This window comes from Planomonospora antibiotica, from assembly GCF_014647955.1.
GTDB classification, from domain to species: Bacteria; Actinomycetota; Actinomycetes; order Streptosporangiales; family Streptosporangiaceae; genus Planomonospora; species Planomonospora parontospora.
In genome coordinates, this window is the sequence record NZ_BMQE01000013.1 from 1 (window position 1) to 12,320 (window position 12,320).

12 protein-coding genes are annotated in these 12,320 nt (G+C 73.4%); 5 read left to right on the forward strand and 7 right to left on the reverse strand.

Features of this window, described 5'->3' with window-relative positions:
- Positions 1–281: 281 nt before the first annotated feature.
- Positions 282–851: a hypothetical protein gene (locus tag IEZ06_RS14440; RefSeq protein WP_189237211.1), complete on the reverse strand. Its 570-nt coding sequence runs from the start codon at positions 849–851 to the stop codon at positions 282–284.
- 188 nt (positions 852–1,039) lie between these two features.
- Between IEZ06_RS14440 and IEZ06_RS14445 the strand changes: the two genes are divergently transcribed.
- Positions 1,040–1,537, forward strand: coding sequence for a DUF2975 domain-containing protein (locus IEZ06_RS14445; RefSeq protein WP_189237212.1), 498 nt, complete (start codon positions 1,040–1,042; stop codon positions 1,535–1,537).
- Positions 1,537–1,809 (forward strand): helix-turn-helix domain-containing protein, encoded by a 273-nt coding sequence (locus IEZ06_RS14450; RefSeq protein ID WP_189237213.1) that lies wholly within the window; start codon positions 1,537–1,539, stop codon positions 1,807–1,809. Before IEZ06_RS14445 ends, IEZ06_RS14450 begins: the two co-directional genes overlap by 1 nt.
- A 124-nt stretch (positions 1,810–1,933) precedes the next feature.
- Here IEZ06_RS14450 and IEZ06_RS14455 read toward each other — a convergent pair whose 3' ends face one another.
- Both IEZ06_RS14455 and IEZ06_RS14460 read right to left on the reverse strand, forming a co-directional pair.
- Positions 1,934–3,769 (reverse strand): hydantoinase B/oxoprolinase family protein, encoded by a 1,836-nt coding sequence (locus tag IEZ06_RS14455; protein ID WP_189237214.1) that lies wholly within the window; start codon positions 3,767–3,769, stop codon positions 1,934–1,936.
- Positions 3,766–5,838 (reverse strand): hydantoinase/oxoprolinase family protein, encoded by a 2,073-nt coding sequence (locus tag IEZ06_RS14460; protein ID WP_189237215.1) that lies wholly within the window; start codon positions 5,836–5,838, stop codon positions 3,766–3,768. Before IEZ06_RS14460 ends, IEZ06_RS14455 begins: the two co-directional genes overlap by 4 nt.
- Positions 5,839–6,170: 332 nt before the next feature.
- On the opposite strand from IEZ06_RS14460, the gene IEZ06_RS14465 reads away from it, so the two are divergent.
- Complete coding sequence (locus IEZ06_RS14465; RefSeq protein WP_189237216.1) at positions 6,171–6,839, forward strand: AIM24 family protein; 669 nt, start codon at positions 6,171–6,173, stop codon at positions 6,837–6,839.
- Positions 6,840–7,055: 216 nt separating this feature from the next.
- On the opposite strand, the gene IEZ06_RS14470 is transcribed toward IEZ06_RS14465, so the two are convergent.
- The gene (locus IEZ06_RS14470) at positions 7,056–7,505 is read right to left on the reverse strand and encodes a hypothetical protein (protein WP_189237217.1); all 450 of its coding nucleotides are present in this window, start codon (positions 7,503–7,505) and stop codon (positions 7,056–7,058) included.
- Between the two features lie 151 nt (positions 7,506–7,656).
- On the opposite strand from IEZ06_RS14470, the gene IEZ06_RS14475 reads away from it, so the two are divergent.
- On the forward strand, positions 7,657–8,292 hold the full coding sequence (locus IEZ06_RS14475; protein ID WP_189237218.1) for a thymidine kinase: 636 nt from the start codon (positions 7,657–7,659) through the stop codon (positions 8,290–8,292).
- Between the two features lie 48 nt (positions 8,293–8,340).
- Here the strand turns inward: IEZ06_RS14475 and IEZ06_RS14480 are convergent, their stop codons facing one another.
- Complete coding sequence (locus tag IEZ06_RS14480) at positions 8,341–9,189, reverse strand: ABC transporter permease (RefSeq protein WP_189237219.1); 849 nt, start codon at positions 9,187–9,189, stop codon at positions 8,341–8,343.
- A gap of 89 nt (positions 9,190–9,278) precedes the next feature.
- On the reverse strand, positions 9,279–10,316 hold the full coding sequence (locus IEZ06_RS14485; RefSeq protein ID WP_189237220.1) for an ATP-binding cassette domain-containing protein: 1,038 nt from the start codon (positions 10,314–10,316) through the stop codon (positions 9,279–9,281).
- A 128-nt stretch (positions 10,317–10,444) separates the two neighbouring features.
- Between IEZ06_RS14485 and IEZ06_RS14490 the strand changes: the two genes are divergently transcribed.
- Complete coding sequence (locus IEZ06_RS14490; RefSeq protein WP_189237221.1) at positions 10,445–11,206, forward strand: TetR/AcrR family transcriptional regulator; 762 nt, start codon at positions 10,445–10,447, stop codon at positions 11,204–11,206.
- 193 nt (positions 11,207–11,399) lie between these two features.
- On the opposite strand, the gene IEZ06_RS14495 is transcribed toward IEZ06_RS14490, so the two are convergent.
- Positions 11,400–12,302, reverse strand: coding sequence for a hypothetical protein (locus IEZ06_RS14495; RefSeq protein ID WP_189237222.1), 903 nt, complete (start codon positions 12,300–12,302; stop codon positions 11,400–11,402).
- Between the last annotated feature and the right edge of the window lie 18 nt (positions 12,303–12,320).

Genomic DNA, 12,320 nt, shown 5'->3' on the forward strand with positions numbered 1-12,320 from the left:
CTCCCGGGGGCCACCCGAACGTCCCGCTTCGCCGACCTGGAACTCGCAGCATGACCCACCACCGAATTAGACAACAGAGTCCTGAAGGCCGGGGCATCCTCCGGAGGTTCAGGTGAGCCCGGGTGGACCGCCGGACGACGGAAGCCCGGGCTTCGCGCCATTCGGGTGACAGAACGCTGTCATATGGGTACAGTGACGTTGCCGCCTCCTGCTGGGGGGAATGGAAGTGAGCCCGGGTGGACCGCCGGACGACGGAAGCCCGGGCTTCGCGTTGTCCCGCTTCAATCCACCGCAAAGCGCTCGGCATCCAGATCGCAGCCCAGCCCTTTCCAATAGGCCTCCTGCCCTGCTTCCGCCAGCAAAGCAGCACCAGCGACGATGTCCGGCAACCAGAGCAAAGGCTCCTCATCCGGCGCTTCCCAGGAAGCACGCAGCCGAGGCGCCATCGCGTGGCGACCTCTCAGCGCTTCGACCATGTCCCTGTCTCGAACATCCAGTTCACTGTGCCGGCGCTCGAAGACGACATCCCCCACATGACGTCGGCCGAGTTCCCAGAGCAGGCGCTCCATGCATTTCCTGCGGGCGCGCTCCTGGCGGCCGCGGTCCAGGCCCGTGCCGATGATGACGATGCCGCAGGGCCGGAGGGCGCCGATGGCCTCGACCAGCTGGACACGGCGCTTATCCTTCTCGTCCCGCCAGTGGAGCCGCCGCTGGTTGCGCAGGAGCAGGCCCCGCAGGACCGCCCGGTAGCCTTCCGCGCACGCCGAGGGAACCAGTACGGCCGCCATCAGGTACAGACCGGACGACACACGCATGGATTCGTCTACATAGGCGGAGTGCGGGGGATTCACGACGGATCATGCTAGTCCGATCGATGACCTAGCGTGATGGATTCATCACTCGAGGTTCGCAGTCGCATGCGACAGGCCGATGAGCAGCGGGTCCGCGCCGAATCTTCACCTCGACGGCCGCCCCGCCCTCTTGTCACTCCTATCGAATATCGATAGATTCTCATCGTTGCTCGATAGAAGGAGAGACGATGGGAAAGCTGACCGTGCACACGCTGCGCGCCGTGCTCGTGGCACTGCTCGCCGGCTCGGTGTTCGTACAGGCGGTGATGGTGCCGCTGCTCGCCTCCGACCTGGAAGGGCTGCGCCCGGAGTTCGCCTACCTGCGCCCCCCGCTGCTCGCGATCGTCTTCCTGGGCGTCGTGGCCGCCCAGGTCGTCCTGGTCTGCGTGTGGCGGCTGGTGACGATGGTGCGGCGCGGGACGGTGTTCTCGCACGCCGCCTTCCGCTACGTGGACATCGTGATCGGCGCGTTCACGGCGGCCGCCCTCCTGGTGTTCGCGCTCGGGGTCGTCCTGGCACCGGGCGACCCCGTCCCCCCGGGCGTCGTCCTGCTGATCGGCGGGGTCGGCCTGGCGGTCCTGGGGGTCGCCCTCGTCGTGCTCGTGCTGCGGATGCTGCTCGCCCAGGCCGTCGCGCGCGACGTCGAGGCGGCGCGGATGCAGGCCGAGCTGAAGGAGGTGATCTGATGCCGATCACCGTCGACATCGACGTGATGCTGGCCAGGCGGAAGATGTCCGTGGGCGAGCTCGCCGACCGCGTCGGGATCACGCCCGCCAACCTGGCGGTGCTCAAGAACGGCCGCGCCAAGGCGGTGCGCTTCACGACGCTCGAGGCGCTCTGCGAGGCGCTCGACTGCCAGCCGGGAGACCTGCTGCGCTGGGAGGCCGGGGACACCGCGTCCCAGGAGGACTCCGCGCCTCAGGAGGAGGAGGAGGCGGCCGTCGGCGACCGCTCCTGAGGAGCGCGGCCGCCGGGCGGAGCCTCCGCCCGGCGGCCGCATTCTGTTTCACCCGATCGCCCGGATTTCCCCTTTACATGGTAGATCAATCTTTTGTCCGGCGGGCCGCCCGCCGGACAGGGGATCACAGCAGGTCCACCTCCGCGTACGGCAGGCCGCCGGACAGCACGGGAAAGCCCGGCCCCCGGTCGAAGAACGGCCCCTTCTCCGGGAGCAGGCCGCGCAGCTCGGCGCGGCGGAGCCCGGTGGCCCCGGCGTCCACCTTCGGGTCGCCGGGCGGGCCGTGCAGCACCACGCCGTAGTCGTCGCGGGCACCCTCCACCGAGACCTTGCCGTCGCGGACGTCGGCGGCCACCGCCTCGGCCGGGCGGTCCAGCGGGCACCCCCAGCCCCCTCCCCCGGTGGTGCGGATCCGGATCACCTCGCCCGCGCGCACCGGCGCGTCGTCGACCAGGCCCTCCATCGGCCGCCCCTCGATCTCCACGGTGAACGGCCGCCCGGCCCGGCCGCCGTTCACACCCCAGCAGGACAGGATCGAGCGGTCGGCGACGGACATGAACGAGGCGTCGCGGAGCATCCGGATGTGCTTGTCGTAGCCGAGGCCGCCCCGGTGCAGCCCCGGGCCGCCGGAGTCGACGGCCAGGCCCAGGCGCTCGACCCGCAGCGGCCAGCGGGACTCGGCGAACTCGACCGGGATGTTGCGCGAGTCGGGCACGACGTGGATCGTGTCCTCCCCGTCGGCGTACCAGCGCCCGCCGGAGCCGCCGCCCAGGACCTCCCGCATCAGGTACGGCGCGCCGTCGGCGCCGGTGCCGTGCACGCCGGTGTAGCGGATCGTCTCCTGGTCGGCGGGCATGCGCCCGCCGGTGGCCTTGGCCAGCACCCCGGCCAGCACGCCCAGCAGCCGCAGGATCACGAACGTGCGGGCGTTGGTCGGCGCGGGGAAGACCGGGGTGAGCAGCGTGCCCTTGGCCGGGAAGCGCATCTCGATCAGCGGGACGACGCCCTCGTTGACGTCGAGCTCGGCCATCCGTTCGGGGGTCTCGGCGAGGTTGCGCAGGATCGGGGCGAGCCACTTCTTCAGGAACACCCCGTCGGCGTAGTCGCCCGCGTGGTTGATCGGCCCCCTGGCCTGCGGGGAGGTCCCGGTGAAGTCGATGACGAGGGGGCGGTCGGCGGAGTGGTCGACGGTGAGGGTGATGCGCTGGGCGTGCAGCCGGGGCGCGTCCACCCCGTCGTGCTCGGCGTAGTCCTCCCACACGTGCGTACCCTCGGGGATCCTCGCCAGCAGCTCCCGGCGGAACGTCTCGGTGGTCTTGGCCAGGATCGCCTCGAAGCAGTCCTCGACGGCCTCGCGCCCGTAGCGGTCGAACAACTCCTCCAGCCGCCGCGCGCCCATCAGGCAGGCCGAGCACTCGGCGTCCAGGTCGCCGGCGAGCGAGTCGGGCGTCCGGGAGTTGCGCGTCATGATGGTCAGGGCGGCCCGGTTGGGCACGCCCCGGTCCCAGAGTCTGATCGGCGGGACCATCAGCCCCTCCTCGAACACGCTCCGCGCGCCCGACGGCATCGACCCCGGGCAGGAGCCCCCGATGTCGTCGTGGTGCCCGAAGGCCTGCACGAACGCGACGACCTCGCCGCGGTGGAAGACCGGGACGGTGACGCACAGGTCCGGCAGGTGGCCGATGCCGCCCTCCGACAGGTAGACGTCATTGTGGAAGAACACGTCGCCCGGGTTCATCTCCGCCACCGGGAAGTCGCGGACGACCGGCTGGACCAGCGCCGAGTAGGACCGGCCGGTCAGCTTGCGCAGCCGTACGTCGTGGATGCCCGCGCGGAAGTCGTGCGCGTCGCGGATCATCGGGGAGCGGGCGGTGCGCGCGATCGCGGTCTCGACCTCCCGCTCCACCGAGGCGAGCGTGCCCTCGACGATCTCCACCAGCACCGGGTCGGCGGCCGTCATGCTCCTGCCCTCCCGTTCGGCTCGCGGCGGACCACGAGGTTGCCGCGGCCGTCGGCCGCGGCGGTGAAACCCGGGTGCACCGGGAGCGTGGAACCGTACTCCTCGACCACCGCGGGGCCGCGGACCGCGTCGCCGGGGCGCAGGTCGGCTCGGCGGAAGACCGGGGTGTCCCTACTGCCGTCCTCCCCGGGGGCCCGGTCGTCGTCGAAGTGCACGGGGCGGGTGCCGGCCGGGGCGAGGGGCGGATCGTGCGGGCCGCGCGGCGGGCGTTCGGCGATCACCGGGCGGGCGATGGGGCCGATCCCGGAGACGCGGAGGTTGACCCATTCGACGCCGTGCCGGGGATCGTCGCGGTAGCCGTACCCGTAGAGCGCGCGGTGCGCCTCGTGGAAGCGGTCCAGCACCTCGGCGCGCCAGGCCGCGTCCGGCGGCCCGGCCGGGGCGGGCACGCGGACCTCGTAGGCCTGGCCGTAGTAGCGCAGGTCGGCGCTGCGCGCGAAGACGGGGTCGGTGAAGCCCTCACGCGCCAGCGCCTCGGCCGCCCGGCCCTCCAGCTCGCCGAAGATCTCCGCGGCGGTGTCCAGGGGCAGGTCGCGGGTGACGAAGGTGCGCACGTAGTCGTTCTTGACGTCCACGGTGAGCAGGCCGAACGCCGAGACGTTGCCGGGGTCGGGCGGGACGATCACCGACGGCAGGCCGAGGATGTCGATCAGGCGGCAGACCAGCAGCGGCCCGGAGCCGCCGAAGGCCACCATCGGGAAGTCGCGCACGTCCAGGCCGCGTTCGACGGTCAGCCGCCGGATGGCGTTCGCCTGGTTGAAGGCGCTGATCTCCAGGACGCCGGTCGCCGTGCGTTCCGGGGTCAGCCCGAGCTTCGCCGCCAGCGCCTCCACGGCCCGCCGGGCGGCCCCGGCGTCGAGCGGGACCTCCCCGCCGAGCAGGTGCGCGGGGACCCGGCCGAGGAAGACGTGCGCGTCGGTGACGGTGACCTCGGCGCCGCCCCGGCCGTAGCAGACGGGCCCCGGGTCGGCGCCGGCGGAGGCCGGGCCGACCTTGAGCGCGCCCTCGGGGGAGGTCCGGGCGACCGACCCGCCGCCCGCGCCCACCGTCACGATGTCGATCATCGGGATCCTGCACGGGTAGCGGCCGACGCCGCCCTCGGTGGTGAGCGACGGCTCCCCGTCGAGCACGACCGCGACGTCGGTGGAGGTGCCGCCGCCGTCCAGCGTGATCACCGACGGGTGCCCGGCGGTGGAGGCGACCAGCGCGGCGCCGAGCGCGCCCGCGGCCGGTCCGGAGAGCACGGTGGTGATCGGCTGGTGCACGACCTCCGCGGCCGAGAGCACGCCGCCGTTGCTCTTCATCACCGAGAACGGCATGCCGAGGCGCTCGGACAGCCGGGCCAGGTAGCGGCGCATGGTCGGTTTGACCGCGGCGTCCACGAGCGTGGTGACCGACCGCTCGTACTCGCGGTACTCGCGCAGCACGTCGCTGGAGATCGAGACGACCGCCTCGGGGTGCTCGCGCTCCAGGACCTCGCGCATGCGCAGCTCGTGCGCGGGGTCGGCGTAGGAGTGCAGGAAGCACACTCCGATCGCGGTGATCCCCCGCTCCCGGAACCAGCGGGCGGCGGCGACGGCCCCCTCGGTGTCGAACGGCCGGACCTCGGCGCCGGTGTGGTCCAGTCGCCCGCCGACGGTCCTGACCCGGTGCGCCGGGACGATGCGGGGCGGCTTGACCCAGAAGTAGGAGTTGCCGTAACCGTCGGGGACGCTCTGCCGGGCGATCTCCAGGACGGACTCGAAGCCCTCGGTGGTGACGAAGCCGAGGTCGGCGATGCGGTCCTCGAGGAGCTGGTTGGTGGCGACCGTGGTGCCGTGCACCACCGCCGAGACGGCCGCCCCCTCGGCCCGGCCGAGCACCTTGCGGATGCCCGCCATGAAGCCCTCGGCCGGATCGGCCGGGGTGGAGGGGGTCTTGGTGGTGGTGATCTCACCGGTCTGCTCGTCCACCATGACCACGTCGGTGAACGTGCCCCCGGTGTCGACGCCGATACGGACGCTGCGCATGCCCCCGTGTCTACCCAGTCGCGCCGAGCCCGCAAATCGGCGCACACTGCCGAAACCCGTCCCGGTCCTTGGGCAACTCGCCGCCGCACCCGTCCGCGCTCCGCCGCACGGCCCTCCGCCGGCCGGTGCCGTACGGCGCGCACGCCGGTGCACGGCGACCGGCGGCGCACGGCGACCGGCGGCGCACGGCGACCGGCGGCGCACGGCGACCGGCGGCGCACGGTGCACGGCGGCGCACGGTGCACGGCGGCCGGGCCGCACCGGGGAACTCTCCGGCCTCCCCGATCGCTGAACAGATGACAATCCCGTACGAAACGGAAGAGGCTCCCTTCTTGCGCAGCTCGTTCTTCGGCAACCAGGACCAGGGCCAGGTCCCCGGCCACTTCACCCTGCAGACCCCCAAGATGCTGCGCGTGCAGCTGAACGGCGAGGACGTGCTGGCCCGGCAGGGCTCGATGGTCGCCTTCCAGGGGCGGATGGACTTCGACTACGAGGGCGGCGGCGTCGGCAGGTTCCTGAAGAAGATGGTCACCGGCGAGGGCGCGCCGCTGATGCGGGTGCGCGGGCAGGGCGTGCTCTTCCTCGCCGACGACGCCCAGGACGTGCACCTGTTCTACCTGGAGAACGAGGCGATCACGGTCAACGGCAGGAACCTGCTGGCCTTCGACCCGCACCTGTCCTGGGACATCAACCGGGTGCAGGGCGCGGGCATCGCCGCCGGCGGCCTGTTCAACACCACGGTCTCCGGCACCGGCTGGGTGGCGGTCACCGCGCACGGCACGCCGTCGATGCTCGACGCCGCCTGGGGGCCGACCTACGCCGACGGCCAGTCGGCGGTCTGCTGGAGCGCCTCGCTGCAGGTGGGGGTCAACCGCACCTTCAAGGCGGGAGCGCTCATCGGGCGCGGCAGCGGCGAGGCCCTGCAGCTCGCCTTCCAGGGGCAGGGCTTCGTCCTGGTCCAGGCCAGCGAGGGCCCGGTCGTCCCGCAGGCGCGGGGCTGACGCGGTCAGCAGGACCACCCGGCCGCCGCGCGGTGTCCGGTCGTCCCGCAGACGCGGGGCCGACCCCGGCCCGCCCCTCGGCACCGGCCCGCGGATGCGGACCGGTTACCGGGACGCGGGCGGCCCGTGAACCGGCGCGACGCCGGAGCGCCGCCGGCCCGGCCCGCGGATGCGGGTCCGGCCGACGGTGCTCCGGCGGTGCTCCGGCGAGGCGGATCAGCGGCGGCGGTTGCCCATGATGGAGCCGATCACCGCGTCGGCGTCGTGCGCGTGCACCTTGGCGGCCAGCCGGATGGCCATCTCGTTCGTACGGCGCAGCTCGGCCTCGACCCGGTCCTTGCCGGACTGCCCGACCTGGACGCCGAAGTAGGCTCCGATGATCGCTCCGGAGACCCCGACGAGACCGGCGAACGGCGCACCGCCGCCGCCGTCGCGCATCGCGACGACGACGAACCCGACCAGGATGACGATCAGGCCCGTCAGGACCACGTAGAACCCGTACCTCCAGCGGGCCGCCTCGGCCTTGGCCGCGACGGCCTCGTCCTCGGTCATCATCGCCGCGAGCGCGGGCGGCATCTCGCCGTGGTCCGGCGCCGCGGAGATCTTGGTCAGCGGCGCCGTGGGCGCCGCCGCCGGGGGAAGGGGTGGGGTCTTGGCGGTCGTCACAGGTGTGCTCCCATGTTTCTGTCGGCCAAAAGAATCTCCCACGCTTTGTCGGAGGCAAGCCGAGTCGGGCTTGACCTACGCGGGACCTGGCATTCCTACCAGTTGTATCCCTGCTCAAACACCATGGGCAAACCCGCTAAGCTGGCCCGTCGTGACCGAATCGTCCGCGCTCTCCCCCGTCCCCGTCCCCGTCGCGAACCGGGACGGGGTCCTGCGCTTCTACTTCGGCCCCATGGACTGCGGCAAGTCCACGCTGGCCCTGCAGATGAACTACAACCACGGCCGCCAGGGCAGGCGCGGGATGGTCCTGACCAAGCACGACCGCTCCGGCGGGCCGCGGATCACCAGCCGGATCGGCCTGGGCAGCGAGGCCGTCGAGGTCGACGACGACCTGGACCTGGTCGCCCTGGTCACCGATCGCAAGCCGATCGACTACGTGATCTGCGACGAGGCCTGCTTCTACACGGTCGCCCAGATCGAGCAGCTCGCGGACCTGACCGACGACTTCGGCATCGACGTCTACGCCTTCGGCCTGGCCTCCGACTTCCGCTCGCGGATGTTCCCCGCCGCCCAGCGCCTGTTCGAGCTCGCCGACGAGATCAGCCGGCTGCAGGTCGAGGTGCTGTGCTGGTGCGGCCGTCCCGGCCTGCTGAACGCCCGCGTGGTCGACGGCGCGCTGGTCCGCACCGGTGAGCAGGTCGTCATCGGCGACACCGGCGCCGACCCGGTCCGCTACCAGGTGCTCTGCCGCCGCCACTACCGCTCCGGCGACCTCGGCGTGAGCTGAGCGGCCGATTCCGGGCCGGGCCGTACCGCCGCGCCCCGGGTCGAGGGGTCAGCTTCTCAGCCTCCGGAACCGGCGTACGGAGAGCGGGAGGAAGACGGCGGTGAGCAGCACCGGCCACGCGACCGCCAAGAGCCCCGCGTGCTGCGCCGCCCAGGTCTCCCCCGCGAAACCCGGGTTGCCGAAGAGGTCCCGGACGGCCGAGGCCGTCGCCGAGAGCGGGTTCCACGCGGCGACGGCGCCGAGCCAGGCGGGCATCGTGGCCGGATCGACGAAGACGGCGGACAGGAATCCCACGGGCCAGACCAGGATCTGGACGGCGGTCACCGCCTCCGGCCCGCTCGCGGCCAGGCCGATGAAGATCCCGGCCCACAGCAGGGCGAAGCGGAGCAGGAGCAGCAGGCCGAGGGCGGTGAGAGCGGAACCGCGGCCCTCGTGCCAGCTCCATCCCAGCAGCAGCCCGGTGCCGGCCAGGACGGCCAGGCCGACGATCGAGTTGAGCATGTCGGCGGCGCACCGGCCCAGCACGACGGCCGAGGAACTCATCGGCAGCGAGCGGAACCGGTCGGTCACCCCCTTGGCGGCGTCCGTGGTCACCGCCATCATGGTGGTCTCCAGGCCGAAGAGCATGGCCAGGGCGAACATGCCGGGCATCAGGAACTCGAAGTAACCGCCGGGGCCGGGAGTCGTGATCGCGCCGCCGAACAGGCCGCCGAACATCAGCACGGTCATCACGGGGAAGAGCCATCCGACGATGACCGCTCCCGGCCGCAGGGCCCAGTGGTTCAGGTCGCGCAGGGTGATGGTCCAGGCGTCCATCAGTGCCCGGCCGACCCGGGACGGTGCCGGAGGGGGAGCCGGGGCGGGTGGGCGGGAGGTGTCCGCAGGGACGGTTTCCATGGGGGTTCTTCTTCCTTTCGAGGGGTCGGCGGATCGTGCGTCATGCCCGTCCGGACGCTCCCGGTGGGGTGACTCGCCGGGCGCCGTGCTCACCCGGAGGCCTCCTGCGGGGCGGCCGTGACCACGCCGGCGCCGCCCGCCGGGTCCGCGCGGCCGGCGGCCGTACCGGTGGCCGGGGTGCCGCCCGTCAGGTGGAGGAAGACCTCGTCGAGTGTCGGGCGGCGGAGCGCGAGGTCCTCCGGTTCGATCCCCGCCTCGTTCAGCTCGGTGGCCAGCCGGATCAGCGCCCGGACGCGCCCGGTGACGGGAATGCCGATCCGGTGGGCGGCCCGGTCGACGTCCGGCTCCCCGGAGGCGATCCGGGCGGCGACGGCCCGGGCCGCCTCGGTGTCCTCCGGACCGGAGAGCACCAGGTCGATCCGGTCGCCGCCGAGGGCGGACTTGAGCTCGTCGGGGGTGCCCTCCGCGACGACCCGTCCCGCCGCGAGCATGCAGACGCGGTCGGCCAGCCGGTCGGCCTCCTCCAGGTACTGCGTGGTCAGCAGCACGGTGGTCCCGGCGTCCACCAGCTCGCGGATCGCGGTCCAGACCTCCTGCCGGGCGGCGGGGTCGAGACCCGTCGTCGGCTCGTCGACGAACAGCACCGGAGGCGACACGATGAGGCTCGCCGCGAGGTCGAGCCGGCGGCGCATGCCCCCGGAGTATCCGCTCGCCGGCCTCCGCGCGGCCCCGGTCAGGGAGAACCGCTCCAGCAGCTCGTCGGCCCGCCGCGCGGCCGCCGCGGCGGGCAGGCGGTTGAGCCTGCCGAACATCACGAGGTTCCGCCGTCCTGTCAGGACCTCGTCGACCGCGGCGTACTGGCCCACCAGCCCGATGCGCTCGCGGACCTGCCGCCCCTGCCTGCGGACGTCGAACCCGGCCACGCTCGCCCGGCCCGCGTCCATGTCCAGCAGCGTGGACAGGATCCGGACCGCCGTCGTCTTCCCGGCTCCGTTGGGGCCCAGCAGCCCGCAGACGGACCCCGCCCCCACCCGCAGGTCGAACCCGTTCAGGCCCGCTCCACCCGCCGTTCCCCCGTAGTTCTTGCGCACGTCGTGCGCCGTGATCGCGCTCCCGGCGTCCGTCACTTCCGCCCTCCTCGCTCCGCGGCCGCCGGGCGGCTCCTCCCCGCGGCCCGAATATCTGGTACGGCGTACCGTACAACGTACGGAGCGATTAGGATAGGGCCGGTGACGAGGATTCGGAGTTCGTTCCCATGAGCGCGAGAAGGGCCCCCGATGCGGATCCGGCCCGCAGCCTGGCCCTGCTGTGGGGCTCGCACAGCAGGCCGGGGCGGTCGGGGCTGACCGTGCGCGCGATCGTCGAGGCCGCCATCGGGATCGCCGACGCCGAAGGGCTCGACGCCGTCTCCATGCGCCAGGTCGCCGAGCGCCTGGGGGCCGGCACCATGTCGCTCTACACGCACGTCCCCGGCAAGGCCGAGCTGACCGACCTGATGGTCGACACCGCCTACGGGCGGCTTTACGACGACGTGGACGCGCCGGCGGCGCAGCCCGGCGGCTGGCGCGGCGGGATGGAGTTCGTCGCCGCGCGCAACTGGGACCTCTACCGGCGCCACCCCTGGATGCTGCAGGTCCCCGGCGGCCGGCCCGCCCTGGGCCCGAACGCCTCGCTGAAGTACGAGGCCGAGCTGCGCCCCCTGGACGGCGTCGGCCTGTCCGACGTCGAGATGGACTCCGTCCTCGCCCTGGTCCTGACCCACGTCGAGGGCACCGCCCGGCTCCGGGCGAACATGACCCGGGCCCAGCAGGACAGCGGGATGAGCGAGAGCGAGTGGTGGACGGTCAACGCCCCGCTGCTCGACAAGGTGATGGACGCCTCCCGGTTCCCGGTGGCCTCCCGGGTCGGCGAGGCGGCGGGCCGGGAGCACCAGGGGTCGGCCGACCCGGCGCACGCCCTCGCCTTCGGCCTGGCGCGCATCCTCGACGGGGTGGCGGCGCTGATCGCGGGCAGGTGACGGAGCGGGCCCGCGGCCCCCTCCGCGGCGGGCGGCCGGATCCCGCCGCGGCCCGCCCGCCGGGACCTCCCCTGCCGGGGACGGCGCCGCTCGGCGGACGCCCGGAGGACGGTCCCGCTCGGCGGACGCCCACTCGAAGAACGGTCCCGCTCGGCGGAGGCCCGGAGGACGGTCCCGCTCGGCGGACGCCCGCTCAGGAGCCCGCGGCGATCTCCGCCAAGCGGGCGTCCAGCTGCACGGGGTCGCCGTCGACGAGCGCGGAGACCGCCCGCCACCAGGCGAACCACTCCCCGCTGCGCCACATCCAGTCGACGCGTTCGATCGCGGCGACGACGTCGCCCCTGACCCGCCACTCCGGCCCGGTCTGCGCCGCGCCGGCGCCGTGGCGCAGCGCCCAGGCGCGCAGCGTCCGGGCGGCCCCGGCGTCCACCGGCGTGCCGTACGGGCTCGGGTCCTCCCCCCCGAGGGGGTGCGGGCCGAGGCCGGCCGCCACGCCCCAGCTCCACTGGGCCTCGGCCGGACGGGAGTAGCGCAGCGAGTCGAAGTCGAGGTTGGAGCCGAGGTCGCCGTCCGGGCGGCGGACCACCACGGCGTCCAGGCGCCCGCCCGCGTCGAAGGAGAGCACGATCCTGTCGCCGGGGGCGGCACCGCCGGGCAGCGCGACGCGGTCCTCCGCCTGCCAGGAGTTCAGGTCCACGGCCGCGGCGGGCTCCCCCCACCGGCGGTCGGCGGCGTCGTCGGCGATCCAGGCGGTGAGCATCTCCAGCACGGTCAGGTCGGTCCAGGGCTCCACGGCGGTCGCGGAGCGGAGCACCTCGTCGGGGACGAGCGGCTTGCCGCCCCGGGCCCGCTCCCACCAGCGCGGTCCCAGCTCGCGCGTGCCGACCAGCAGCCCGGCCAGCGAGGCCAGCTCGGCGGACCTGCGGGTCAGCGGGGCGCCGCGGGCGAGCTCCACGCAGCGGGCGACGCGGTCGGCGCCCAGCACGGCCCCCGCCTCGCGAACCAGGGCGGCCGCGGAGAGCCGCTCCTCTCCGAGGAGATCGCGGATCAGTCGTCTGGCCTCGGTCCGGGCGTCCTCCGCACGTGCCTCGCGCATACCGCCACGTTACGCCGG

Coding starts and splice junctions, on each gene's coding strand:
- IEZ06_RS14445 (WP_189237212.1), top strand. CDS start 1,040: ATGGGAAAGCTGACCGTGCACACGCTGCGCGCCGTGCTCGTGGCACTG.
- IEZ06_RS14450 (WP_189237213.1), top strand. CDS start 1,537: ATGCCGATCACCGTCGACATCGACGTGATGCTGGCCAGGCGGAAGATG.
- IEZ06_RS14455 (WP_189237214.1), bottom strand. CDS start 3,769: ATGACGGCCGCCGACCCGGTGCTGGTGGAGATCGTCGAGGGCACGCTC.
- IEZ06_RS14460 (WP_189237215.1), bottom strand. CDS start 5,838: ATGCGCAGCGTCCGTATCGGCGTCGACACCGGGGGCACGTTCACCGAC.
- IEZ06_RS14480 (WP_189237219.1), bottom strand. CDS start 9,189: ATGGAAACCGTCCCTGCGGACACCTCCCGCCCACCCGCCCCGGCTCCC.
- IEZ06_RS14490 (WP_189237221.1), top strand. CDS start 10,445: ATGAGCGCGAGAAGGGCCCCCGATGCGGATCCGGCCCGCAGCCTGGCC.
- IEZ06_RS14495 (WP_189237222.1), bottom strand. CDS start 12,302: ATGCGCGAGGCACGTGCGGAGGACGCCCGGACCGAGGCCAGACGACTG.